The 25,239-nt window shown below is 60.1% G+C and carries 25 protein-coding genes and 1 tRNA gene; 6 read left to right on the forward strand and 20 right to left on the reverse strand.

What is annotated here, in order from left to right:
• Positions 1–524: 524 nt before the first annotated feature.
• Entirely contained in the window at positions 525–1,244 is a 720-nt protein-coding gene (locus AC1DXW_RS19160) for an AAA family ATPase (protein ID WP_477755704.1), read from the forward strand.
• Positions 1,245–1,313: 69 nt separating this feature from the next.
• Here AC1DXW_RS19160 and AC1DXW_RS19165 read toward each other — a convergent pair whose 3' ends face one another.
• The 10 genes from AC1DXW_RS19165 to AC1DXW_RS19210 form a co-directional block, all read right to left on the reverse strand.
• Positions 1,314–1,592, reverse strand: a complete 279-nt coding sequence (locus AC1DXW_RS19165) for a DUF971 domain-containing protein (RefSeq protein WP_477755703.1) — start codon at positions 1,590–1,592, stop codon at positions 1,314–1,316.
• On the reverse strand, positions 1,589–2,551 hold the full coding sequence (locus tag AC1DXW_RS19170) for a HEAT repeat domain-containing protein (RefSeq protein WP_477755702.1): 963 nt from the start codon (positions 2,549–2,551) through the stop codon (positions 1,589–1,591). The genes AC1DXW_RS19165 and AC1DXW_RS19170 overlap by 4 nt, the downstream gene beginning before the upstream one ends.
• Positions 2,548–3,396 carry an ABC transporter ATP-binding protein gene (locus AC1DXW_RS19175; RefSeq protein WP_477755701.1) on the reverse strand — a complete coding sequence of 283 codons (849 nt, stop codon included), beginning with the start codon at positions 3,394–3,396 and terminating at the stop codon, positions 2,548–2,550. The genes AC1DXW_RS19170 and AC1DXW_RS19175 overlap by 4 nt, the downstream gene beginning before the upstream one ends.
• Positions 3,396–4,178, reverse strand: coding sequence for an ABC transporter permease (locus AC1DXW_RS19180; protein ID WP_477755700.1), 783 nt, complete (start codon positions 4,176–4,178; stop codon positions 3,396–3,398). Before AC1DXW_RS19180 ends, AC1DXW_RS19175 begins: the two co-directional genes overlap by 1 nt.
• A 136-nt stretch (positions 4,179–4,314) precedes the next feature.
• Complete coding sequence (locus AC1DXW_RS19185; RefSeq protein WP_477760325.1) at positions 4,315–5,721, reverse strand: ABC transporter substrate-binding protein; 1,407 nt, start codon at positions 5,719–5,721, stop codon at positions 4,315–4,317.
• Positions 5,722–5,885: 164 nt separating this feature from the next.
• Positions 5,886–6,131 (reverse strand): 4Fe-4S dicluster domain-containing protein, encoded by a 246-nt coding sequence (locus AC1DXW_RS19190; protein WP_003180418.1) that lies wholly within the window; start codon positions 6,129–6,131, stop codon positions 5,886–5,888.
• Between the two features lie 26 nt (positions 6,132–6,157).
• Positions 6,158–7,888, reverse strand: a complete 1,731-nt coding sequence (locus tag AC1DXW_RS19195; RefSeq protein ID WP_477755584.1) for a fumarate reductase/succinate dehydrogenase flavoprotein subunit — start codon at positions 7,886–7,888, stop codon at positions 6,158–6,160.
• Complete coding sequence (locus AC1DXW_RS19200) at positions 7,885–8,637, reverse strand: GntR family transcriptional regulator (protein WP_477755583.1); 753 nt, start codon at positions 8,635–8,637, stop codon at positions 7,885–7,887. The genes AC1DXW_RS19195 and AC1DXW_RS19200 overlap by 4 nt, the downstream gene beginning before the upstream one ends.
• 214 nt (positions 8,638–8,851) lie before the next feature.
• The gene (locus tag AC1DXW_RS19205; RefSeq protein WP_477755582.1) at positions 8,852–9,820 is read right to left on the reverse strand and encodes a Gfo/Idh/MocA family protein; all 969 of its coding nucleotides are present in this window, start codon (positions 9,818–9,820) and stop codon (positions 8,852–8,854) included.
• A gap of 16 nt (positions 9,821–9,836) precedes the next feature.
• Positions 9,837–10,724: a Dyp-type peroxidase gene (locus tag AC1DXW_RS19210; protein WP_477760326.1), complete on the reverse strand. Its 888-nt coding sequence runs from the start codon at positions 10,722–10,724 to the stop codon at positions 9,837–9,839.
• Positions 10,725–11,172: 448 nt separating this feature from the next.
• Between AC1DXW_RS19210 and AC1DXW_RS19215 the strand changes: the two genes are divergently transcribed.
• Both AC1DXW_RS19215 and AC1DXW_RS19220 read left to right on the forward strand, forming a co-directional pair.
• Positions 11,173–12,798 carry an NADP-dependent glyceraldehyde-3-phosphate dehydrogenase gene (locus tag AC1DXW_RS19215; protein ID WP_477760327.1) on the forward strand — a complete coding sequence of 542 codons (1,626 nt, stop codon included), beginning with the start codon at positions 11,173–11,175 and terminating at the stop codon, positions 12,796–12,798.
• Positions 12,799–12,842: 44 nt separating this feature from the next.
• Positions 12,843–13,883, forward strand: a complete 1,041-nt coding sequence (locus AC1DXW_RS19220) for an FUSC family protein (protein WP_477755585.1) — start codon at positions 12,843–12,845, stop codon at positions 13,881–13,883.
• 15 nt (positions 13,884–13,898) lie between these two features.
• Here the strand turns inward: AC1DXW_RS19220 and AC1DXW_RS19225 are convergent, their stop codons facing one another.
• A complete protein-coding gene (locus tag AC1DXW_RS19225) occupies positions 13,899–14,792 on the reverse strand; it encodes a DMT family transporter (protein WP_477760328.1) in 894 nt (297 codons plus the stop codon).
• 136 nt (positions 14,793–14,928) lie between these two features.
• Here AC1DXW_RS19225 and AC1DXW_RS19230 point away from each other — a divergent pair, with 136 nt between their 5' ends.
• Together AC1DXW_RS19230 and AC1DXW_RS19235 are read left to right on the forward strand one after the other, a co-directional pair.
• The gene (locus AC1DXW_RS19230; protein ID WP_477756987.1) at positions 14,929–15,366 is read left to right on the forward strand and encodes an Lrp/AsnC family transcriptional regulator; all 438 of its coding nucleotides are present in this window, start codon (positions 14,929–14,931) and stop codon (positions 15,364–15,366) included.
• A gap of 56 nt (positions 15,367–15,422) precedes the next feature.
• Positions 15,423–15,752, forward strand: coding sequence for a YceK/YidQ family lipoprotein (locus AC1DXW_RS19235; protein ID WP_477756988.1), 330 nt, complete (start codon positions 15,423–15,425; stop codon positions 15,750–15,752).
• Positions 15,753–15,812: 60 nt separating this feature from the next.
• Here the strand turns inward: AC1DXW_RS19235 and AC1DXW_RS19240 are convergent, their stop codons facing one another.
• Positions 15,813–16,484 (reverse strand): Bax inhibitor-1/YccA family protein, encoded by a 672-nt coding sequence (locus tag AC1DXW_RS19240; RefSeq protein ID WP_085717671.1) that lies wholly within the window; start codon positions 16,482–16,484, stop codon positions 15,813–15,815.
• Positions 16,485–16,607: 123 nt separating this feature from the next.
• Here AC1DXW_RS19240 and AC1DXW_RS19245 point away from each other — a divergent pair.
• Positions 16,608–16,695 (forward strand) — tRNA-Ser (locus AC1DXW_RS19245).
• Positions 16,696–17,051: 356 nt separating this feature from the next.
• On the opposite strand, the gene AC1DXW_RS19250 is transcribed toward AC1DXW_RS19245, so the two are convergent.
• From AC1DXW_RS19250 to AC1DXW_RS19285, 8 genes are all read right to left on the reverse strand, one after another.
• The gene (locus AC1DXW_RS19250) at positions 17,052–17,483 is read right to left on the reverse strand and encodes a hypothetical protein (RefSeq protein ID WP_477755711.1); all 432 of its coding nucleotides are present in this window, start codon (positions 17,481–17,483) and stop codon (positions 17,052–17,054) included.
• Between the two features lie 83 nt (positions 17,484–17,566).
• Positions 17,567–19,204 (reverse strand): phytoene desaturase family protein, encoded by a 1,638-nt coding sequence (locus AC1DXW_RS19255; RefSeq protein WP_477755712.1) that lies wholly within the window; start codon positions 19,202–19,204, stop codon positions 17,567–17,569.
• Between the two features lie 21 nt (positions 19,205–19,225).
• Positions 19,226–19,597, reverse strand: coding sequence for a ferredoxin FdxA (fdxA, locus tag AC1DXW_RS19260; RefSeq protein ID WP_457266270.1), 372 nt, complete (start codon positions 19,595–19,597; stop codon positions 19,226–19,228).
• Between the two features lie 42 nt (positions 19,598–19,639).
• A complete protein-coding gene (locus AC1DXW_RS19265) occupies positions 19,640–21,145 on the reverse strand; it encodes a phytoene desaturase family protein (RefSeq protein WP_108217409.1) in 1,506 nt (501 codons plus the stop codon).
• Positions 21,146–21,184: 39 nt separating this feature from the next.
• Positions 21,185–21,940, reverse strand: a complete 756-nt coding sequence (locus tag AC1DXW_RS19270; RefSeq protein WP_223462825.1) for an SDR family NAD(P)-dependent oxidoreductase — start codon at positions 21,938–21,940, stop codon at positions 21,185–21,187.
• A gap of 36 nt (positions 21,941–21,976) precedes the next feature.
• The gene (locus AC1DXW_RS19275; RefSeq protein ID WP_477755714.1) at positions 21,977–22,816 is read right to left on the reverse strand and encodes an alpha/beta hydrolase; all 840 of its coding nucleotides are present in this window, start codon (positions 22,814–22,816) and stop codon (positions 21,977–21,979) included.
• Entirely contained in the window at positions 22,813–24,336 is a 1,524-nt protein-coding gene (locus tag AC1DXW_RS19280) for a phytoene desaturase family protein (RefSeq protein ID WP_223462823.1), read from the reverse strand. Before AC1DXW_RS19280 ends, AC1DXW_RS19275 begins: the two co-directional genes overlap by 4 nt.
• Positions 24,333–25,232, reverse strand: coding sequence for a diiron oxygenase (locus tag AC1DXW_RS19285; RefSeq protein WP_223462822.1), 900 nt, complete (start codon positions 25,230–25,232; stop codon positions 24,333–24,335). Before AC1DXW_RS19285 ends, AC1DXW_RS19280 begins: the two co-directional genes overlap by 4 nt.
• Between the last annotated feature and the right edge of the window lie 7 nt (positions 25,233–25,239).

The raw sequence follows: 25,239 nt of genomic DNA on the forward strand, positions 1-25,239 counted from the left end.
GGATTCGCCTTTTACATAATCGGAAGAAGGGAAAGCGGGTTCACCCGATCATTTATTTACTCCAGGGAATCAAAACTGATTTTTCTCTTATCGCACTTCACTGCCTACTCGCTAATATCAATATCTTACTGCACAGCCTTTTACTTAACGACCAAATTCCCATTTGAAAACTACAACCTCCATGAACTACTGAATATCGCACTACGCTTTTACATCTGCTTTATCATGTTTTGCACTTTCGGGGCTGCATTTTCATTGTTACCGATCAACTTTCAGAACTCGAACACTTTGCTTTCCATTTTTTCGTTCTGCATGCTGATTCTCGGCGTAATGAGTGCCAGCAGATCAAACCCCATCACCGACACTTTGAACCTCGCAAACCCACTGACACTTGCAAGCCAGATAATGGAACAAGGTCTTGAATCCAACAAACTCATCACGACAGCAATAATTCTTTTATTTATTTCAGTACTGCACAGAACGTTCAAGCACCTGAGAATCAATCCCGTATGGAGCCGATACTGATGAAAAAATTCACGGCGCAGAGCATCGATTTCTCCTATACAGACAACCCCCTCTTGACCCAGGCATCTCTTGAGGTTGCTCAAGGTAACATTGTCGGCATTCTGGGGCCCAACGGATCTGGAAAAACAACTTTTTTCGATATCGTCTGCGACCTTAAAAAAGCAAAGTCCGGCTTCATAAAAAACGACTTCAGTCACTTTTTATACCTTTCTCAAATCATCTCCACCCCCCCACCATTGCGCATGCGTGACATTTTTAAAATGGTGACTGCACTGTCATCAAGCGAGCCCATGACACAAGAAACAACCTTAGAAAAACTAAGTGCGTGGAGCCCTGCGATAGTTAACCGATACCAAGACATATGGAACAAAAAATCATCGCTGTGCAGCTACGGAGAGACACGCTGGTTCTTTACGCTCTCTCTTCTTTCAATGTCTGCAGATTTCGTGATTCTCGACGAACCTACTGCCGGTGTAGATCCAGAGTTTCGCCGCTATATTTGGCAATGCCTTCACGGCGCCGCCAGGGAGGGCACCGCCATTCTGGTTTCCTCGCATAATGTTGATGAAGTAATTAACCACTGTGATTATTTTTACATGATTAGCCAGCAACGCTTCAATCGCTTTGCCAATGGTAGTGAGTTCATGCATCGGTATGGCGTAAAGACTGTGGACGATGCGTTTATCCGAGCCGTTACTGAACCTGTATTCGCAACATAAGCAACTGGAAGCGCACACGGGGGAGCTGCCGCAGACCGCGACAGCTCCCGATGAGGAATGGAAATCGATTCAGTCGGTAAGCCCGGCAAGATAAGCCCACGGATAAATCCCCCGCTCATGCCCGTCGCTGAACACCAGTTGCAGGCCATAACCCTGGGAGTGCAACTCGATCACCTGAACCCGCGCATCCACCAACGGCGCCATCCCCCGCAACCGAAACGCCCGGCACTGCGAGCACGGGCACTGGCGACGCAATTCGGCGTGTTCGAACACCTGTTCACGACCATCCGGCCAGTTCAGTCGCAACTGCTGTTTGCTGCGGGAGTTGCCAATCGCCAGCGGGTTCATTGCAGTTGACTCAAGGCGATGCGCACGGCCTTGCGCACTTCAGGGTCGCCGTCGTCTTGTGCGCCCTGCAATGCCGCAATGGCCCGTGGGTCGTTCAATTCGCCGAGGGCCAACGCGGCTTCCTTGCGCAGGTTGCTGATGCGGTGGCCGAGGGTGTCGATCAGCGCTTCGAATGCAGGTACAAAACGCAAGCGACCGAGGCTGCGGGTGGCGCGCAGACGCACTTGCCAGTAATCGTCGCCCAGGGCGTCGATCAGGGCCGGGCCGGCGTCGAGGTGGCCRACCTTGCCCAGGGTGGTGGCGGCTTCTTCGCGGACTTGCCAGGCAGCGTCCCGCAAGGCCTGGCGCAGGGCCGGCAGCACCTGTGCGTCAGACGCCAGGCCCAGCGCCCCGGTGGCGGCACGCCGCACCTCGGTGTCCGGGTCATCGCTGGCCAGCCGCGCCAGTGCCGGCAAGGCATCGAGTTGCTTGAGCCAGCCGAGTACGCCCACCGCCTCGCGGCGCACGCTGGCGCTTGCATCGTCCAGTGCCCGGGCAGCCGCATCGGCGGCTTCGGGGCAACGCAACTCGCGCAACGCCCGGAACGCGGCAATGCGTACGCCGCTGTCGGCGTGCCCGGTCCACGGCAGAATGACCCGGCCCGCCGCTTCACTCTTGAGCAGGCTGAGGCTTTGCGCAGCGGCCACCTGCACTACCGGGGATGGATCCGTCAGCGCCTGGCACAACGCCTCGACCACCGGCGCGTCCTCCCAGGCTTCCAGCAACCGCGCGGCTTCGGCGCGAACGTCTGCAATCGGGTCTTCGGCCAGTCGATTGATCAACCACAGCAGGCCGTCCGGCTCCTCGAGATCGGCCAGTTCGATCAGTGCGATCCGGCGTACACCGGCATCCTCGTCGGTCAGGCGCGGTTGCAGGGCAAGAATGTCGTCGTTATCGGTTACATCGAATAGTGAGGTCATAGGGCAAATCGCGGCAGTTTGTTTTCAGGGGGAAGTCCGAGCGGGTTCAGGCGCGGCAGTTGCCGACCGTCTTCGTGTCGCAGGAGTTCGAGGCAATGGCGCTTGAGATGCGAGAATTCAGGGCGGGTCATCAGCTCCGTGCTGCGCGGCCGGGGGAATTCCAGGCGCAGGTCTTCGATGATCCGCCCGGGGCGCGAGCTCATGACCAGCAAGCGATCGGCGAGGAACAGCGCTTCGTCGATGTCATGGGTGACAAAGACCACGGTGGTGCGGATGCGCGTCCAGATGTCCAGCAGCAGTTCCTGCATGTTCAATCGGGTCAGGGCATCGAGGGCACCGAAGGGCTCGTCCATCAGCAACAGGCGCGGACGGTTGACCAGCACCCGGGCAATTTCCACCCGTTGCTGCATGCCCCCGGAGAGCTGGTCGGGCCAACACCCGGCAAAACCTTCGAGGCCCACCAGTGCGAGGATTTCATCCGCCGCCTTGTGCCGTTCGACCTTGCCGACGCCTCGCATTTTCAAGCCGAACGCCACGTTGTCGCGCACAGTGCGCCACGGAAACAGGGTGTGCTGCTGGAACACCATGCCGCGCTGGGGCGATGGACCGGAGACTGCTGCGCCATCGACGTTGAGCGTGCCGGTGCGCGGTTGCAGGTGACCGGCCAGCGCGCCGAGCAAGGTGGACTTGCCGCAACCGGACGGCCCGAGAATGCACACGAACTGCCCCGGCTCGATCTGGCAATCGAGGCCTTGCACTGCTTCGAAGGCAGTGTCGCCCTCGCCCAGGTTGATCGACAGCCCACGAATATCGATACGCCCTTCCAGATGTTGAAAAACGCTCATCAGGCTTTTCCTCGTGGTCGATGCCAGGGCGTGAACAACCCGCCCAGACGTTTGATCAACAGGCTRCTGCCCATCCCGAGCACGCCGATCAGCAACATGCCGACCACGATGTCGGCGTAGTTCTGGATGGTGTAAGACTCCCAGGTGTAATAGCCGATGCCGAATTGGCCGGAGATCATTTCCGCCGTCACCAGGCAGAACCACGAGGTGCCCATGCCGATGGCCAGGCCGGTGATGATGCTGGGCGCAGCCCCCGGAAGAACGACCTCCAGCAGGATTGCCCGGCGCCCTGCCCCGAGGCTTTTTGCCGAGGCGATCAGCCGTGGGTCGACGCCTTCGACGCCGTGCACGGTGTTGAGCAGGATCGGGAACAGTGCGCCGGTGAAAGTGATGAACACCATCGACAGTTCCGAGGAGGGAAACATCAGGATTGCCAGGGGAATCCACGCCACGGCCGGGATCGGGCGCAGTACTTCCAGGGGTGGCAGCAACAGATCTTCGGCCCATTTCGAGCGGCCGATGGCCAGGCCCAGGGCCACGCCGATGATCAGCGCCGCGAAGTAACCGGCGAACACCCGGCCGAGGCTGCTGCCCAGGTGCTGCGCGAGCTTGCCCGAGTCGCCTAGGCCGAGGGCGGCTTCAATGACCGCCACGGGTGTCGGGACATTGGCGAAGGTCACCAGGCCGAGGTTCCAGTGGTGGCTGGCGGCGAGTTGCCAGAATACGAGGCAGAGCAGCAAGGATGCGGCTCTGGGAATCCAGCGTGAATATGATCGGTACACAAATCCTCCTCTCGACCCAAACCTTGTAGGAGTGAGCCTGCTCGCGATAGCGGTTTCACGTTCAACATTGATGTCGACTGACCCACCGCCTTCGCGAGCAAGCTCGCTCCTACAGGGGGCTGTGGTGTTTCGGCTGTTAGCGAACGGCCACGGCCTGCGCAGTGGCATCAGTGAAGTCAAAGACCTTGCCGCCCTGGGCCGTGGCGAACTGTTGGGCCTGGCCTTTGAGCAGGAACGCACTCAGCTGCCCTTTCCCATCGGTGGCAAACCACGCCTGATCCGCCAGCAGCTTGATCCCGCTGTCGCTGGCCTGGGCGTACACCGCGCGGATGCTCTTGCCTTCCTGCTTGAGCCCGGCCAGCGCGGTAAACGCCGCTTGCGCCGAGGCGTACTGGCGGACTTTCGGCTCACCGCGCACCCAGATTTCCGCCACGTGGCTGAAGTCGGTGATGGCTTTGCCGCTGGAGGCATCGACGGCTTTGAGCGGTGTCTGGTCGTAATTGGCCAGTTGCGCGCTGTAGTCCAGGTTCGAGGCCTTGAAGGCGGCGCGGATGTATTGGTCGTCGATGAAGGTGTTGAGATCGAGACCGCGATCGGCCTTCTTCAACAACTTGAGGGTATCAATGGCGGTGCCGACGGCCTGGCGATATTCCGGCTTCCAGCTCAGGTCGCGGGTCTGCACACCGAGAGGGCCATGGAACAGGTAATTGACCTCGGCATCGACCCCGGTGACCTTGGCGATCAACTCGCTGTATTTCTCCGGTTCAGCCGTCAGCAACTGGTTGGCTTCGATACTCGCCCGCAGGTAAGCGACGACGATTTCCGGGTACTTCTTCGCATAGGCCTGATCGACCAGCGCACCGTGGAAGGTCGGCGCGTTGGCCTGGGCGCCGTCATAAATCTTGCGCGCGAAACCGCGGCTGGGGAACAGTTCGGCGAAGGGCACGAAGTCAGCGTGAGCATCGATCTTGCCGGCCTGCAACGCGGAGCCGGCGACTTCCGGCGGCTGGGCGATGATGTTCACGTCCTTGAGCGGGTCCCAGCCCTGGGCCGCGACGGCGCGCAGCAGCATGCCGTGGGCGGTGGAAGCGAACGGCACGGAAATGGTCTTGCCCTTGAGCTCTGCCAGCGACTGCACGCCCGATGCGCTTGGCACCACGATGCCGTTGCCGCTGCCCTTGATACTGCCCGACAGCACGCTGATGAACAGGCTGTGCTTGCCCGCCGTTTCGAACGCCACGCCGTTGAACGCGCCGGGGAAGTCGGCCATGGCGCCGAAGTCGAGTTTGCCGGCCACCATCTCGTTGGTCAGGGGGGCGCCGCTGGTGAAGTTTTTCCACTGCACCTCGTATTGGGCGTCTTTGTAGGGACCATCGTGGGGCAGGTATTTGTCCAGCAGCCCGAGTTCGCGAATCAACAATCCGCCGGCGGCGCAGTTGATGGTGGTGTCCTGGGTGCCGATGGCAATGCGGATGGTTTCGGCCGAGGCCGACAGGGTGAATGAAGCCAGTACCAGACCGGCCAACGCTGCACGCAACATCATGAGTGTTTCCCCTCGAATCATTTATTGGATGTTCGTCTCCGCCACGATCAGGGCGCGGTGGGAAACGAGGGGTGTTTTTAATCAGGCGTCCGGTGGTTGCCGGATGGCGTTTTGGGTTGTCTGTTCTGGCGTCTTCGCTGGCAAGCCAGCTCCTACAAAAGCGGTTACCGCAATAGATAGGGGATCTCGACTTTCACGGCCCCGGTCGGGCAGTCCTTTTCACAGGGCATGCAGTACCAGCATTCATCGAAGGCCATGTAGGCCTTTTGCGTGGCCGGGTTGATCGCCAGCAGGTCCATCGGGCAAACGTCGACGCACACGGTGCAGCCTTTGTGGGCGATGCATTTGTCCTCATCGACCGTGACCGGTGCGTTGGAGCGAAAGAAGATTTCCTGGGGTTGGTAAGCCATGTTCGATCTCTCTTTTGTTGTCGGCATCAAGCCGCATCGGCACCGACCCGCAACCGGTCGTAGGCCTGCATCTCGTCGGCATCCAGCGCGATGATGTAAGGCTCGACGGCTTTCTTGAAACTGCTCATCAAACCGTTTTGGTCTTTCTTCAGGTGGCAATGGCAGAACCAGTCGCGGTCGTTGCGTTGTGGGTGATCGACGCGATGGTGGTAAAGCCCCCAGCGGCTTTCGGCGCGGAACAATGAAGCGCGGGCGGCCATTTCGGCGCAGTCGCGGATCATGCTGACTTCCATGGCGCGCATCAGTTCGTGGGCGTTGTGGGCCTTGATCTGGTCGAGATCGCGCTGGATGTCGCTGAAGCGTTGCAGGCCGATCTGCATCTTCTTGGTCACTTTCGGCGGTTGCAGGTAGTCGTTGACGAAGCGCCGCAGCTTGTATTCGACCTGCGCTGGCGGCAGGCCGTGTAAACGGTCCAGCGGCGCGTAAACCCGTTGTTTTTCGGTTTCGATCTGCGCGGCATCCAGCGCTGAAAACTCACGCCCGGCGACAAAATCCGCTGCGTTGTGGCCGGCGAACCAGCCGTAGGTGAACGCGCCGAGCATGTAGTTGTGCGGCACGGCGGCCATGTCACCGGCCGAGTACAAGCCCTTGACCGAGGTCTCGGCCTTCTCGTTGACCCACACCCCCGACGCCGAATGCCCGCTGCAAAAGCCGATTTCCGAGATGTGCATCTCGACCATCTGCGTGCGGTAGTCGGTACCGCGATTGGCGTGGAACTGGCCGCGACTCGGACGCTCGTTACTGTGCAGGATCTCTTCGATGTTCTGGATGGTTTCCTCGGCCAGGTGATCGAGCTTGAGGAACACCGGGCCATTGCCGCTTTCCAGTTCCTGATGGAACTCCCACATCATCTGCCCGCTCCAGTAGTCGCACTCGATGAAGCGTTCACCCTTGTTGTTGGCGGTGTAGCCGCCCAAGGGGCCGGTGACGTAGGCGCAGGCCGGGCCGTTGTAATCCTTGATCAGCGGGTTGATCTGGAAGCACTCCAGGTTCGCCAGTTCGGCCCCGGCGTGGTAGGCCATCGAGTAGCCGTCGCCGGCATTGGTCGGGTTTTCGTAGGTGCCCATCAGGTAGCCCGAAGACGGCAACCCCAGGCGTCCGGCGGCACCGCAGGCGAGGATCACCGCCTTGGCCTTGATCACATGGAAGTCCGCGGTGCGGCAGTCGAAACCCATCACGCCGTTGACCGCGCCCTCCTCGTCCGTCAGCAATCGGGTGCAGACCAGGCGATTGGTGATACTCACCCGCGCGCGCTTCAACTGCCGATAGAGGACTTTCTTGATGTCGTGCCCTTCCGGCATCGGCAACACGTAGGCGCCCATGTGGTGGACCTTCTTCACCGCGTAGTCGCCGGTTTCGTCCTTCTCGAATTTCACGCCCCAGCGGTCCAGTTGCTCGATGGTTTCGAAGCTGTGGGTGGCATAGGCGTACACCGCGGCCTGATTGACGATGCCGTCGTTGGCGATGGTGATTTCCTTGGTGTACTGCTCCGGCGTCGAGTGGCCGGGAATGATCGCGTTGTTCAGGCCGTCCATGCCCATGCTGATCGCGCCGCTGCGCTTGACGTTGGCCTTGTCGATCAACAACACCCGCAGGTCGCGGTTGCGTTCCTTGGCCTTGATCGCCGCCATGGGGCCGGCGGTGCCGCCGCCAATGACAACGATGTCGTATTCCTGCTCCAGCGTGCTGCGCGTCATGCCTGCTCCCCTTTTTGCCGGTCGATCCGCAGGCGGTACTGGAAGGCATCGCCACGGTAGTAAAGGTGTTCGAAGTCCAGCGGCCAACCGTCGACATCGTGGGTCAGGCGCTCAATGCGCATGATTGCTGAACCAGGTTCGACGTTCAGCGCCCGGCTCAGGTCGCTGTCGGCCAGTACCGCATCGATGGCCAGGTCGGCGTGCCCCAGGGCCAGGCCGCAGTCGTTTTCCAGGATCTGGAAAATGTCGCGGGTGACCAGGTCGGCTTTTTCCAGGCGCTCACCAATGGCCTTGGGCAGGTAAGTGATTTCCAGGGAAATCGGCTCGCGATTGATCAGGCGCACCCGTTTGACCTGCGTCACAACCTCGCCTTCGACGACCTGTAAACGCTCGGCGACGAGCTTGCTGGCGGCAATGAATTTGAAGCTGCGCAGGCGGTTGATCACCTCGTAGCCGCGACCGGTCATGGACTCGGCCAGGCCTTGCAGGGTGCTGACGTTCTGGAAGGTTTTTGGTTTGGCGACGAAGGTGCCTTTGCCGTGGATCTTGAAGATCAACCCTTCCTTTTGCAGGTCACCCAAGGCCTGGCGCACGGTGATGCGGCTGACCTTGAACAACGTGCCAAGCTCGCTTTCGGAAGGCATCTGGCTGTCTTGCGGGTATTTGCCGTCGAGGATGCGGGTACGCAGCACGTCTCGCAGTTGGGTGTGCAACGGGACGCTGCTCAGGGATAGAACGTTATCGGTCATGGCGGATCACTTGTTATAACGAGTTATGACGTGATCTTAAAGAGCCGTGATGTCGATTGAGAAATACCGAATGCGCATAAGGTTAGACTCACCACCGTCCCCTGTGGGAGCGAGCTTGCTCGCGATAGCGTCGGCACATCCAGCATTGATACTGACTGACACAACGTCATCGCGAGCAAGCTCGCTCCCACAGGACCGCGTTAAATCTGAAGGTTCAGTGCCGCTTGAGGATCTGGTCCATCACCCAATCGGTCTTCAACGCCTGTTCGGCCACGGCCGGGTGCTGCGCCTCACCACGAATATGCGCATTCATGCCCAATACGTGGTGCCACTGAATGTGTGCGTGATGCTCGATGTTCAGGCTGAGGTGTTCATCGGCGTGTAGCTCGACCGGGTGTTCATCGAATACCGAAAAGGTGATCCGGCCTTTACTGCCAATCACTTCGACCCGGTCTTCGCGCCGGTCTGCAACGAAGTTCCAGCAGCCCATCCCCAGTGCCCCGCTGGCAAACCGCCAAGTGGCGCTGACGGCATCTTCGGCCGCGTACAAACCGGCCTGCCGCGCGGTGAACCCGGCGACTTCGACGATATCGCCGAACAGGTACTGAAACAGGTCCAGGCCATGGCTGGCCAGATCGGCGAAGTAGCCACCACCGGCAATCGCCGGATCGGTGCGCCAGTTTTCACTGCCGTTGCGGTCCGCTGCCGACGGGGCTTTGGTGAGGGTCCAGGTCAAGTGCCGGACCTCACCGATCCGCCCCTCTTGCAGCCACTGCCACACTTGCCGGAAGCGTGGCAGCGAACGCCGGTAATAGGACACGAACAGGTGCAACCCGGCATCGGCAAACACCTGCTTCATCTCGCGGCTTTGCCCGGCATTCAGCGCCATCGGTTTTTCGACGCAGCAATGCTTGCCGGCGGCGGCCACCTGCAAGGCGTAAGCGTAATGGCTGTCGGGCGGCGTGGCGATGTACACCGCGTCGACCTCGGGATCGTTGATCAGCGCCTGCGCATCGGTGTAGACCCGCGCGATGCCGTGGCGCGCGGCGTAGTCGGTGACGGCTTCCAGGCGCCGGCCCATCACCGCCACCAACGCCGATCCGGGCGCCTTGTAGAAGGCCGGCCCGCTTTTGCGTTCCGCGACACTGCCACAACCGATCATGCCCCAGCGCACCAGGTTCACAGGCTCTCCTTGGTGCTCAGCCAATGCGCAATACGCGCAGGTCCAGTCGACCGTCCTTGAGCGGCGGGCACCAGTAGTAGCCACCGGTGATCGGACGGCTGATGCGGTACAAACCGTCGGTGACGCCGTCTTCCAGGCCACTCATGCGGCGCAGTTGGGCTTCGAAGGCGTCGAGGGAAAAACCGAAGGCCAGGAACATCAGGCCGGCGCGGTCGCCTTCGATCCACGGCATCGAACGGCGCACCACGAAGGCTTCAGGCGCAAAGCTTTCCTGGGCGGTGCGTTTGACGTGGGCGGAAACCGGCGCGTCGTCGATCTCTTCGTTATCGCTCAAGCGGCGGCCCATGATGTTGTCTTTTTCGTCCGCCGACAGCCTATGAAAACCTTTCAAGTCATGCTGCCACTGCTGGATCGCGGCGAAGCTGCCACCGACCAGGCCCTCAGCGCCTTCGCTCAACAGCGCGGCGGCGACAGCGGCTTCGTCGTGGGGGTTCTCGGTGCCATCTTCGTAGCCGGTCAGGTCATGGCCGGTCATGTGGCGGAAGGTTTCGTTCATCTGCACCAGGCGCAATGCCGGGGCCAACGCGGCGGCGATGACGTTGCTGCGGTTGAGCAACTCACCACGGTCTTCACCGTGCAGCCAGCACCAGAGCGCGTGCTGGGTCGACGGATTTTCGACGCCCACACCGGTCAACGCCGGAAAGGTTCGCAGGCCATCGATCTGAACGTGCAGCGCATTGACCAGCGATTCACCGAAGCCAACGACAGCCGATTTCCCGTCCACCAGTTGCATCAAGTTGTCGAGCGCAACCGGCAATGCCTCGACGGATTCGAGGGCGAAGAACATATGGCGGGCTTGAGGCGGAACGGGGGTGGAGAGAATACCCGGCTGGTAATAGCTCATATGAACTCCTTGAAAAAGAGCACGGAGTTTAACCGGAGTACGAAGGTTTGTGTGCCGTCAGAGGCCAGGAACCTGTGGCAAAGGGGCTTCTGTGGCGAGGGGGCAAGCCCCCTCGCCACAGAAGCCCCCCCACCAAGGCCAAACAAAGGCTAGGCTTTTCAGTTAATCGGCTTGCCCGCATGGCTGTCCTTTCATTGGCTGCCCGGCCAGCCGGGTGCACCTTTTTTGTTGTGATCAAGGCGAGGTCAACACTAAGGCACCCGGCGTGGGCGGGTTGAGGGCATTGGGGGCCAACAAGGGGCGCTTCTGAGCGCCATGACTGTAGGGCTCGATGAATCCGCGATCCTTCACGCTGTGCGGCAAAACGCTGAAATGAGTCATGACAAGGGTTGCTGAGGTCTGCTAAAACGATTCATCAGTGCATCACCCAATCCAGAGGGGTAGCGACATGACCACAGCCAATATTCTCCAGAACCTGTTCCCAAGCCCCGCCGACATCCCGGACAAGTACCGCCTTGATGGCCAGACCGAGCAGCGTGAGTACCTGGTCGATGGCGTACTGAGAACCTGGAACGGGCCACTGGCCCAGGTCCGTAGCCCGGTTTACCTGACCGGCGCCAATGGCGACGAGCAAGTGATCCTCGGCAGCACGCCGCTGCTGGATGCCGAGACCGCATTGACCGCCCTTGACGCCGCCGTACGCGCCTACGACCGCGGTCAGGGACTGTGGCCGACCATGCGCGTGGCCGAGCGCATCCAGCACGTCGAAACCTTCCTCGGGCGCATGCGCGAGCAGCGCGACGCCGTGGTCAAGTTGCTGATGTGGGAAATCGGCAAGAACCTCAAGGATTCGGAAAAGGAGTTCGACCGCACCTGCGACTACATCGTCGACACCATCAACGCGCTCAAAGAACTCGATCGCCGCTCCAGTCGTTTCGAACTGGAACAGGACACCCTCGGCCAGATCCGTCGCGTGCCGATGGGCGTGGCCCTGTGCATGGGGCCTTACAACTATCCGTTGAACGAAACCTTCACTACGCTGATTCCGGCGCTGATCATGGGCAACACCGTGGTGTTCAAACCCGCCAAACTGGGCGTGCTGCTGATTCGCCCGCTGCTGGAAGCCTTCCGCGACAGCTTCCCGGCCGGGGTGATCAACGTCATCTACGGCAGTGGCCGCGAGACGGTCAGTGCGCTGATGGCCAGCGGCAAGATCGACATCTTTGCGTTCATTGGCACCAACAAGGCCGCCAGTGACCTGAAAAAACTCCATCCGAGACCCCACCGCTTGCGCGCGGCGCTGGGCCTGGATGCGAAAAACCCAGGGATAGTCCTGCCGGAAGTGGATCTGGACAACGCGGTCAGTGAGGCGGTGACCGGCTCGCTGTCATTCAATGGCCAGCGCTGCACGGCCCTGAAGATCCTGTTTGTTCACGAAGACGTGGTCGAGTCCTTCATCGACAAATTCAATGCCCGGCTTGCCAACCTCAAACCCGGCATGCCCTGGGAAAGTGGCGTATCCCTGACGCCCCTGCCGGAATCGGGCAAGGTCGACTATCTGCATTCTCTGGTAGCGGATGCCGAGAGCAAGGGCGCCAAAGTGGTCAACCCCAACGGTGGCGAGGCTCGTGCATCGTTCTTCTACCCGGCGGTGCTGTACCCGGTCACGCCGCAGATGCGGGTCTATCAGGAAGAACAGTTCGGCCCCGTCATCCCCATCGTGCCGTACCGCCATCTGGATACCGTGATCGACTACGTGTTGGAGTCGGACTTCGGCCAACAGTTGAGCATCTTCGGCACCAACCCGGTGGCGGTCGGCCGGCTGGTGGACACCTTCGCCAACCAGGTCGGGCGCATCAACCTCAATGCCCAGTGCCAGCGCGGCCCGGACACCTACCCCTTCAATGGTCGCAAGAACTCCGCCGAAGGCACCTTGTCGGTCCATGACGCATTGCGGGTGTTTTCGATCCGTACCCTGGTGGCCACCAAATTCCAGGAGACCAACAAGGACCTGATCAGCGAGATCATCAGCGGCCGCAGTTCGAGCTTCCTGACCACCGACTACATCTTCTGAGGAGAGCCAGCCTGAGTACATCCAGAGCCCAACGACTGCCACCGCTGTTGCGCCGATTGCTGCGTCCGCTGCTGGACCCGTATCGGCGCTATCGCCATGCCCGGGTAATCCATGCGGTGCGGGTGTCGCTCGGATTGCTGGCGACCATCCTGCTGACCACCGGCATCCATCTGCCCCACGGTGAGTGGGCGTCGGTGACGATGCTGGTGGTGATCGGCGGCTTGCAGCATCACGGCAACATCGGCAAAAAAGCCGCCGAGCGTGCCATTGGCACCTTGATCGGCGCCGGTGTCGGCCTGGCGTTGGTGGCACAACAGGCCTGGCTCGGGATGCCCTGGCTGACCTATTTCGCGATGTCGGTGGTCTGCGGTTTTTTCTCGTATCACGCCATCGGCAAGGGTGGTTACACGGCGCTGCTGTCGGCGATTACCGTGTTCATCGTCGCGGGGCACGGCGACAACCCGGTCACCGATGGCTTGTGGCGCGGGGTGGATATCCTGATCGGCATTGCCCTGGCTTTGGCGTTTTCCTTCGCCCTGCCGCTGTACGCGGTTTATTCCTGGCGCTACAACCTGGCCGATGCGCTGCGTGATTGCGCGAAAATCTACGGGCGCATCATTGACGGCCAGGCTATCACTGCCGACGAACACCTCAAGCTCATGACCCGCCTGAACGCGGTGATGGTGCAACTTCGCTCACTGATGCCGTCGGTGTCCAAGGAAGTGAAGATTTCCATGACCGAACTGGATGCTATCCAGCGCAACCTGCGCATGTGCGTCAGTACCCTGGAAATCCTCGGCAATACCCGACCGGATGCCAATGACCCCGAGGCGATGAGGCTCCTGCAAACGGCATTGAAAGCCGAGCATCGACAGATTCGCGTGCAATTGATCGGTATGGCCAGGGCGTTGAAATCAGGCGCCGCCCAACGGCTCAATCGCCCTATGGATTTGCCGCTGGTCAGCCTCGATGCGCCGGTCTACAACACGCTGGACGGCTATCGTTTGTTGACTCAACAACTGGCTGCCAACGTCGGCGAGATGCGCCAGCGACTGGCCAGCAATGCGCCGCGCTGGAACATCTGACACCTGGATCGCGGGTTACGGCGTCACCGTGCGCCGAAACTTCAGCGACCAGCCTTGTTGCATGCCGGCAGCGGCCAGCAGAATTGCCGCGACACCGATCCATTGCAGCGGCTCCAGACGATGGCCGAAAGCAAACCAGTCGACGAAAATCGCCGCAATCGGGTAGATGAAGGACAGCGCCCCCGTCAGCGCAGTCGGCAGTTTTTGAATCGCGCCGTACAGCAACACGTACATCACACCGGTGTGCACCATGCCCAACGTCACCAGGCTGGCCCACGCACTCGGTGCCTGGGGCAATACCGAAAGATTCGCGAATGGCGCGAGCAACAACACACCCGTGCTGACCTGGATCAGCGCGATCAAATGCGGCGGAGTTCCCGTCAAACGCTTGATGATCAACGCGGCAATCGCGTAGAGAAACGCCGCACCCAACGCCAAGGCAATGCCCGTCAGGTAATCGCTGCCACTCTCGCCCTGGCTGCCATGGGCACTGACAATTGCCAGCATGCCGAGAAACGAAACGCCCAGCCAGGTCAGTTTCTGCGCGGTGATCTTTTCATTGAGGAACAAAGCCGCCAGCCCGACCAGCATGAACGGCTGGACGTTATAGACGGCGGTGCCGATGGCAATCGACGCCCGGGAATAGGACGCGAATAACAGCACCCAGTTGCCGACAATCGCCACACCGCTGAGCACCGCCAGCAGGAACGTGGTGCGGGTCAGAATGCCAGGGCGCAGAAAGCCGAAAGCCGCGCAAATGAGCAGCAAGGTGCCGGCACCGAACAGGCAGCGCCAGAACACCACGTCCAGCACCGGTTGCCCGGACACCAGCACGAACCAGCCGATGGTGCCGGAGATCAGCATGGCGGCCGTCATTTCGAACGAACCGCGGCGTAGGGATTTGTCCATCATCAGACTCCTGTGTTTGTGACCAAAGTATGCCAATGCACCCAGGCGCTACTCCAGAGCAAAAAGCAGGCTAAACTCGAGATCTGCCTTTTTTATCAAGGCCGTTTTGAAAAAATGCCTAACAGAGGGTTTCGCCATGACCGATGATATCGACCAGGTGCTGATCACGGCCCTGATGGAAGACTCGCGACGCTCGCTCAAGGCCCTGGCGCAAATCAGTGGCCTGTCCTCCCCCAGTGTTGCCGAGCGTCTGCGCCGTCTGGAAGAACGCGGCGTGCTCAAGGGCTACACCGTTGAAATCGACCCGAGATGCTTTGGCTATCAACTCCAGGCCATCGTGCGTATTCGCCCGTTGCCGGGGCAATTGCAGGAAGTGGAACGGCAAATCATGGCCATTCCCGAATTCACCGAGTGCGACAAGGTCACCGGCGACGACTGTTTCATTGCGCGCCTGCATGTGCGCTCGATGGAACAACTGGACACCCTGCTCGACCGCCTCAACACCCATGCTGAAACCAATACGGCGATCGTCAAGAAAACTCCGGTCAAGCGCCGGTTACCGCCGATGGCGTGAGTGATATTTATTTCAGCCTGAAGTAGATTGACGGTTTCCGGCGAAGGATTGACGGTATGAAAATTCAGGCGATGCTACTCGTGGCGATGCTGCTGGCGGGTTGCGGCACGATTCAAACGGTTGTGCGCGGTGACGAAGTGGCTGCAAAAAGCCTCAAGGACCACAAGAGTTATTGCGGCGCGGTACCACGAATCTACAGCGGTGTGACCTACGATTTCTGCTACCTGAACGCGCCCCTGGAAGACGGTCGGGATGCGCAGGTACATGGTCCCGCCCCCGCTATCGTGCTGCTCGACGTGGTCGTGTCCGGGGCGATGGATACCTTGCTGCTGCCCTACACCATCTACCGCCAGCAAGCCGACGGCAGCATCGTCATTGTGGAGTGACCCTGAATTTCAGGTGATAAAAAACCCGCCAGAGCGGGTTTTTTACTTCAAGGTCGACGATYAGTCGTCGCGCCCCATGATGCCGAACAGCTGCAACAGGCTGATGAACAGGTTGTAGATCGATACATACAGGCTGATGGTGGCCATGATGTAGTTACGCTCGCCGCCATGGATGATGGCGCTGGTCTGGAACAGAATGCAGACCGAGGAAAACAGCACGAAACCTGCGCTGATCGCCAGTTGCAGGCCGCTGATCTGGAAGAACATGCCCGCCAGTGTCGCACCCAGCAGCACGAAGAAGCCTGCCGTGATGAAGCCGCCGAGGAAGCTCATGTCCTTGCGGGTAATCAGCACATACGCCGACAGACCGCCGAACACCAGCGCCGTCATCGCGAAAGCCGAGCTGACCACTTCAGCGCCGCCCTGCATACCCAGGTAACGGTTGAGGATCGGGCCCAGCAGGAAACCCATGAAACCGGTCAAGGCAAATGCCGATACCAGGCCCCAGGCCGAATCACGGAGTTTGTTGGTGAGGAAGAAAAGACCGTAGAAGCCGATCAGCACCACGAAAATGTTCGGGTAGCCAACACGCATCTGCTGGGCAACGTAGGCCGTCACACCGCTGAATGCCAGGGTCAGGGCGAGCAAGCCGTATGTGTTGCGCAGGACGCGGCTAACCTCTAGCTGCTCAGCCTGCACGCTGTTATTAACTGCGTAATCCTGTTCGCGCATGGCGACACTCCTGTTGGTTTGAAACGTTCAGTCGCAAAGATCATAACAGACGCTCTGTAACAAGCTACGCAGAGAGTTTGACAGTGTGTTTCATTCAGGTATTATGGCGCCCGCAACGCAAACGGAGGTGTGGCCGAGTGGTTTAAGGCAACGGTCTTGAAAACCGTCGACTGTAACAGGTCCATGAGTTCGAATCCCATCGCCTCCGCCATCTTTATACGACAAAGCCCTGATTTTTCAGGGCTTTGTCGTTTCTGGCTTTTGGAAAAACCTGCCAGCCCACACTTCAGCCCACACCCTGGGTGGAGTCTTGCTTTTCGACCAGCGGCTAGTTTTTCGAATGGTCTCTTGTCCCTGTAATTCTGAAGCACCGAATAAGGAACTGATGCTCTCGGAAAAATTCCCGAAAGCGAAGAGGACTGATCGTGGCCAACCTTATGCATCGACTCAGTTCAATTTGTTCGTCTTCACTGAGCACGATGTCCTGAGAGTTCATGTGATCACTCCAGGCACTGACTGACCACAGAAGCATGGCTCAGGCTAGAAATTTATTTCTGAGACAGGACACTAGGCAAGGGAATCCCACACTTGCACCAGGCCGAGCAGATGCACCAGCCCATAGACCAGGCAGACCGCCGAGCTGATCACGATGAAGCGAATACTACGCCCAGTGCCTGCCAGCGCGAACGGTCCCAACAGGCCGCGCAGCAGGTAGACCAGGGTGATCGCGCACAATGCCGGGCGCAGCAGGGGCAAGGGATCGATCACCCCGGCACCGGACAGTGCATACGCCGCCCATGCGGCGAGCACCAGGGCAATCCCCGTCGTGACCACCGCGGGAAACCAGCGACCGGCCTGGGCCGCACGCACAAAGCGGTCGCCAGCGCCAAACAAGCGATACCAGGAAGGCCCTCCCATGATCACCCCGACATGCATCAGGGCCGCCAGCAGGCTGAGCCCGGCGCCGATCACCAGCGCCATGTTGTATTCGTTTGCCATTCCATCGCTCCTTGATGCAAATGCGCCACGGTGAGCCCCATAGACGTCGTGGCGCGTCGGCAGGGCCCGCCTTGACCACGTACTCAGCTGGTTGCCGCTTCGGCGCGGGTGCCGACGTCCATCACCTGGTAGCGCACGTGACGACCGCAGACCGCAGCGGCCGCTTCCACCCCGCCAGTCATGGCGCCAAAAATACCATGCCCGGTACGGGTCGATGCGCCGCACAGGTACAGGTTGCGGATTTCAGTCTTGGCCCCTGGCCTGTTGTGCAGGAAGTACTCCGGGGTAAAGGCCAGACCGTAGGACGTGCCCCCTTCGGAGCCGATAAAGCGCGTCACTGAAAAAGGGGTCGAGACTTCCTGATACACGATGTGGCCCGACATTCCCGGAATCACCCGTTCAGCCAGGGCAATCAGCTGGCGGGCGTACCACTCTTTCTTCTCCAGGTACACAGGGTTGGTCCGGTAGCGACCATCCGTCAGTTCGGCCTGGGTCACGCCCCAGCTTTGCGGGGTGGAAGGCACCGCCGACATAAGCTGCAGGTTATAGATGCCTGGCGGGGCGATGGCCGGGTTATCCGGGTCTTTCATCGTTGCGTTACCGATGAACAGATGGGGCTCCTCGGGAAACTCTCCGGCGAACACCTCGCGGTAGGCCTTCTCATAATCGCAGCCAGGGTAGATGCGGTAGTTGGTGTTCTTCAGGCCCATGGCCTTGAGGTCCATGTCGATGCCGAGATAGACCACGCCCATGGCCGGTGACATCTCGAACTGTTCGGCACGACGCACGGTCTGTGGCTTGAGGTGTTCACGGCCAATCAGGCCAAGCAGGGCCTGCTTGATATCGGCGTTGCAGATCACCGCGTCCGCCTTGACCACCCGCTTGCCCAAGTGCTTGTTGCTGAACTCGACGCCCACGGCACGACCGTTCTCGATCAGGATACGTTCGACCTTGGATCGCAGGAGGATCTTGCCGCCCTTGCGCTCGACCACCTCGCCCAACTTGTCGGAGAACATCTGGCCGCCACCCGAGGGGTAATAGGAACCCTGCAGGAAGTGGTTGACCACCGCGGCATGGCCAGCCATGGTCGCGCGGCTCGGCGGCTGGTGATAGACCCCCAGCTGCCCGGTCAGGATGGCCCGAAGGCGTTGATTCTGCGTACAGGTGTCGAGGAACTGCGCCACCGTCGATTTGGCATGCCGCATCAGCATCCAAGAGCGTGGCAGCACCCACAGCGCGGTCAGCGGCCGCGAGTGGATGCCCATGAAATCCCAGACCTGCTGCAGCATCTTGAAGTAGCGGTTGATTCCCGCTCGCTCCTTGGGAAATGCCTCCAGCAGCTTCTCGCGAAAGCGTTCATAGCCACGGGGAACCGCGAACTGGAAGTCGGGAAAACACAGGGTTTCGAACCCCTCCGGGTCCTGCTCGATAAATTTGATTTCACCATCATTGATACCTGCACCCCGCAAAATCCGCGGAATCAGACCGTGCTTGCCACAGTCACCGATGTAGTGCAGGCCGACGTCGAACTCATAGTCCTTGCCCTTGCGGTGGAACACCGTGGCACAGCCGCCCATTTCATAGTGCATGTCGAGCACCAGTACCTGCTTGCCGCGATTGGCCAGGGTCGCGGCAGCCGTCAGGCCACCGATGCCGGCGCCAACCACGATCACGTCAAAGGTGTCGCTTTCGAGGGTCTTGAATCGATCAAAACTTTGCATGGATAAGGTTCCAGTCGCGCATCAGGCATGGGCCAGGTGGTGGTCGCGGGTCGGATCGACCGCCTCGGCCTCACGTATCAGGTGGGGCAGCTTGTTCGGCTTGCGGCTCCAGTGTTCATGGTTCGCCAATGGCGGAATCCGCTGCAGGATCACCGGCCAGTGCTTGACCAGCTCGGCGTTGAGTTCGATGAAATGCCGGTTGCTGTCATCGAGCTGGTTCTCCGGCTGAATCGCTTCCTCCGGACACTCGGGCAGACACAGGCCACAGTCGACGCACTCCTGAGGGTTGATGGCGATAAAGTTGGGCCCTAGGTGGAAAGCATCCGCGGGGCAGATATCGACGCAGCTGGTGTGGCGGCATTGAATGCAGTTGTCAGTCACTACGTAGGTCATGGTGCGTCTCGTAAAAATCTGGTTTGACGGGGAAGTCGCCACTCAGAAGTAGCGGTCGACCAACAAACGCGCCGACAACATCGTCCCGATGAAACCTGCGCCCGGGAATGTCCAGGCCCCGACCTGGTACAGCCCCTTGACCGGGTATTTCTGCGGGAAACGGTTGAACAGGCCGGATTGTCGGGTGTTCTGCTCGAAGCCGTAGATCGCGCCCTCCGGGTTATGGGTGAACTTGGTCATGGTGCGTGGCGAGCCGCTCTCGCAGACCTCTATGTGCCGACTCAGGCCTGGAATGACTCGTTCGGCGTTGGCGATCAGCAGCTCGGTGAGTTCAAGCTTCTTGCGCCTGTAGTCGAGCTTGCCCAGCGAGTGCCACTCGCTGGCGCCCGTCAGCGTGAACAGGCCCAGGCTGGACTTTCCGGCCGGTACCATCGAAGCATCGACGTTGGAGAAGTAGTTGATCGACCAACTGGTGTTGTCGCCATGCAGCTCCCCGGCCTGGATATGCTCGAACTGTTCGCGCTGGGTTTTCTGCGGGGCGAAGAAGTGGATGTACTCCTCGGGGCCCACTCCCAACTCGCTCAGCGGGCAATCGAGCCCCAGGTAGACTTGAAACCCGGACACCGACAACTTGAGCCGGCGCAGTCGCGAGCGGTACCTGGCGTCGAAGTGCTGCTCGCCAGCCAGTGCCACGACCGCATGGGGCGAAATATTGGCCACAACATTGCGCGCCTTTACCCTGCCCGACTTGCGCGTTACCACGCCGCCGATTCGCCCGCGTTCAATCACGATCTGGTTGACCGCTGACTCCAGCTCGACCCGGCCGCCATGTTGCTCGATCACTTCGACCAGGGCATTGGACAATGCCTGGGAGCCGCCCTTGATCGAATAGCCGCCGTTCTCCAGATAGTCGATAAAGGGATAGGAAAAGTACCCGAACGCCAGGTCCTTGGCCGGTAGACCGTAGTAGCTCCATTGCGCCGACAGCACTTCCTTCAAGCGTTCGTTGGAGGTGAAACGCGAGAAGTAGTGATCCACCGTTTCATGGCCATACTTGAGCACCCGCGGATAGATCATGGGCGTGGCCACCAACCTCATCCAGAAAGGTTTGCGCGAATACAGAAAGCCGCACAGGTCCTTGTAGTTGCGCTGAGACTCGGCAAACAGGCGATTGATGTTGTCGACTTCCTCGGGAAAGAAACGGAACAACTCGCGTTTGTAACCTTCCAGGTCTCGGTGTCCAACCGTTATGTCGATGTCCTGAGAGCGATAGCGATACAGGGTCGGGTGATGAAGAAACTCGACTTTGTCCGCCACGCCACAGGCCTCGATGACATTGAACGACTCGGCGCCACGTACCACGCCGTCGAACGAATGCAGTGAAACATCGAAGTTGAAATCCTTGCGCCGAAAATTGCTGGCATAACCGCCGGGTACATTGTGCTTTTCCACCACCAGTACCTTCTGGCCTCGCTGCGCCATAAGGCTGGCACTCGCCAGCGCGCCAAGGCCCGCGCCGACGAAAACGGTATCGTATTCTTGACTCATTACATCTCCAGGCTCTGCGGCCAGATCCGGACAGCTAAATCAGACCGTCAGGCCGCCGTCGATTACGAATGTCTGACCGGTGATGTAGTCGGCCTGGGTCGACAGCAGAAAGCTGGCCAAGGCCGCCACTTCACGCACTTCACCGAAGCGCCTGAGGGGGATGGTGTCGGTGATCGACTTGCGCACCGGGTCGGCGATCTGCTCGACCATCTCCGTGGCAATGAAACCTGGGGCGATGGCGTTGACGTTGATCTTGAACCGCGCCAATTCCAGGGCCATGGTCTTGGTAATGCCGATCATCGCCGCCTTGGTCGCTGAATAACTCAACTGTCCCTTGTTGCCCTTGAACCCACTGACGGAGGACATGTGCAAGATCTTGCCGCGACGCTCGGCGGCCATCGCCGGCGCCAGGCATTTACTGAAATACACCGCCGAATCGAGGTTGGTCGCGACCACATCGCGGTAACGCTCGATATCGAACTTCAGCAACAGCTGATCGCCGGTCACCCCCATGTTGTTGATCAAGCCGTAGGGCTCGCCGAGGGTCTCCACCAACTGTGCACACACCGCCTCGACCGAACCGTGGTCCCGCCCGTCACAGGCATGCCCAAGGGCCCAGCCACCGCTGGCCGCCACTTCCCGCTCCAGTTGCAAAGCCGCGTCGGCCGAGGACTGGTAGGTGAAAGCGACCTGATACCCTTCCCGTGCCAGGGCCGAGACCAGTGCGCGTCCAATGCCACGACTGCCGCCACTGACCAGCACCCATTTGCCGTTTGAAGACTGCTGAACATCCATGATCTACATCCTTTAGCCTGATGGTCCTTGCCGTTGTTACGCGGGCACGACGGGTGTTTGAGCTTCTGCACGATTGAAGAAATCGAAGATTTCCTCGAAGTAGCGGTCCCGATGCTTCTTGTGGTTTTCCAAGTGACGACAGCCCTCGAAACCGACCATATGTAGCGCCTCGCAATCCAGGCTGAGCCCCGCCACGCTGGCAGCCGGGATAAAGCGGTCGTTGAGCCCGTAGAAATAGGCGATCGGTAGATCGCGCACGCCCTGCAACGAGTGATCAATGGCACAGGTCCCCGTGGGGACCGCCAGACGGCTGCCGCTGATCCAGCGCATAGCGAGTCGCAGCGGTCCGCGGGTGAAGTAGCTGCGCACCGAAACCGGCACACTGTCCAGCACCGCCGAGGTAAAGGGCGTGGTATCGCGCGCCAGGGCATGGGACAGGTGATAGCCGCCAAACGAACAGCCCACCAGGTGGATGGGCAGGCCGGGGTTGTCCCGGGTCACTCGCCGGGCAATCGCCAGCACATCGTCGGCAAACGCGTGGCCGCCGATGGTGCTGCGGCCGAAGCCTTTGAAGTTGAAGGCGACCACGTGATAACCCTGGTCGAGAAACGCCTGATCCAGTTTGTTCTCGAAAAAGTAATGCATGCCGTACTTGAGGAACGGATGGCACAAGAGCACCACGCCCCGAGGGTGCATGGCGGTGGTGCGCAGGGACGCCCCCTCGAGCCGGCTGCCGTCGCGTGCGACTTCGACAAAGCCTGCCGCACGACTTGGCACGTCGCGCTTCCAGCCTTGTACCTGGCGGAACATTGTCCGGATGAACAGCTTGGAAATGGCGACACCCAGCCAACCGGTCGATTGCTCGTTTTTGCTCATGCTCGCTTCCATTGTCTAGCCTTCATCTCGGCATAACCGAATGCCGCTTCGTAACTGGGACCCGCCACCCAGGCGCTGAGGAACTGCACGCCCTGCACCGGGAAGCCGTGATGGAATACATGGCCGCTGAGATCGGTACCCACCATCGCCCCATAACCCGAACCGTCGGTGTTGTTGGTGAAGCGCACATAGGTGTGGGGCGTGGCAACCTCGGTATGCAGCACATGTCCGCGCAGCCCCGGCACCTGGCTCAACAGACGCTCCACCAGGGTGTCGCTGGCCCGTTGTTTCTTGGCGCGGTATTGCGCTGTGCGGCGCTGCGGCCAATGGGCGATCGAGTCGAGCACGTTGATACACACCACCAGGCCCGCAGCCGGGTCCAGGGCGTGATAGTTGGTGACCTCGATCGGCGACATCTCCCAGAATGCCCGCTCACTGAGCGCCGCCTCATAACCGCTGCGTTCGGCGGCCATGCGCAGCTCGGCGCCTGCCGCCGGATCACCGGCGAACAGCATCGATTCGCTATGCAGCAGGCCAAGTTGCGCCGGTGGCAGGTCGGTCACCAGGTACACCGTGGTGGTCGAGCGTGCCGGTTTCAGCGCGGTGAGTTTCTCCCGAGTGGCCGCCAGCTCCACATCCGCCGCGAACAGCGACTGCACCGCGTAGTGCGGTGAAGCGTTGATGTACACCCGCGAAGAATGGAATACGCCACGATTGGTGCTGACGCCCGTGGCATTGCCTTGCCCATCGGTGAGCACCCCATCGACACCTGTGCTGAGCAGGATCTGCCCGCCGGCCTGTTCAATCCGCTGCGCCAGCAGATTGGACAGGTGCTGGGAGGAGCCCTTGACATAGGCGTTGCCACGGTTGAGCGTGGCGTACACCACATGCAGGTAGTACAGGTAGCCCAGGTCTTCCGAGTAGCCACCGACGTAGATTCCCGGTGCCGCCAGGATCTCGATCAGGTACGGATCGTCGAACAGCTCGTGCAGCGCCTGACGCACGGTCTTGTGCTTCAGGTTGCGATGCGCGAAACGCAACTGGGCCATGTCCGGCTCAAAGGTGCCGTCCAGCATCTGGAACTGGTAGTAGCCGTTGCGCCCGTAAGTTCGAACGTGCTCGAAGAAGGTCGCGATGGCCTCGGCCTGATGGGGAAAGCGCTCGACCAACAGCTGTTGCACACCGTCCGCGTCATTGGCCAGCGGCAGCGCCATGCCGTCCTGGTAGGCGCAGAAGTAGTCCTGGGGATAGACCAGGTCCAGTGTCTCTTCCAGCTCCAGATTACGCAGGATACGGATCAGGTTGCCGCCCTCGGCCATGCCACTGAGCTTATGCAGACTGCAGTCGAACACCGCGTCCTGTTTCGGCCGACTGAACGTGGAGGCATACCCGCCGACAACAATATGCTTGTCGACTACCAGCAAGCGCACCCCGGGGTCACGTTTGACCAGCATGGCCGCACAGGCCAGGCTGGTGATCCCGGCACCGACGAAGATCGCGTCCCAGGACGGCTGGCTCATTGGCGCAGCCCCAACTTGTCGACCCAGGCGTAGATCTCGGCAAAGCGCATGGCATTGAGCCGGGCGTTGTGGGCCGAGCGCCAGACCTCCTCGATCTTCGCCTTGTCATCCACCGCGATCGGAAACTCAAACGAGGTGTGCCGGGCGATTTCCGGGTTATAGGTGAACATGTCGATCAACGCCGGAATGATTCTGCGACTCATGGCCTTCACCTGGGCGATGGACTCCGGGCTGGCCGTTTCAAAGAACGACTCGCTGATCCAGCGACCGAAGGCGATGTGCCGGGCCTCGTCATGATGATGCTCACGGAACATGGTACGGGTCATAGGTTCGATGCCTGGGCCCTGGGACGTGTGCATCGCACCCATTTCCGCGACCCACTCGATCAGCAGAGTGAACAGCACGCCCACCGCGGGCTCCATTTTCGGCAGTGTCTCGGTCAGCAATTCGTAGAGACCCACCGGCGGGTTCCACAATTGCAGGCCGGCCTTGCCCATGAAGCGCTTGAAGGTCAGGGTGTGAACGATCTCCTCCTTGGAGAAGATCATCAGGTACTCCTGCAGGTCCTGGGAGATGCGATCGTGGAATTGGGTGACATAACCCATGTACAGCGGCGGAATAGTCTGCTCCAGCCAGATGAACATGGAGATGTCACGGCCGGTTTCCAGCCAGGCCAGTTCCAGCTTCTGTGCCTCGCTCAGGCCTTCACAGAAACGAGTGCCGTTGATCCACAGATGATCGGGGTCCTTCGGGTACAGGCTGCGATCGACCTCCTGGTCCCAGGGCAATACGGTCGCGTGGTCCATGGTCTTGTGGTGCGAGACCTCGCTCAGCTTGCGGACCTTCGATTCCCTTGCTTCTGAAATGGTGAATACACTATTGGTCTGCGTGGGCATTCCCTTG

It is taken from the genome of Pseudomonas sp. P4_C4 (assembly GCF_056402055.1).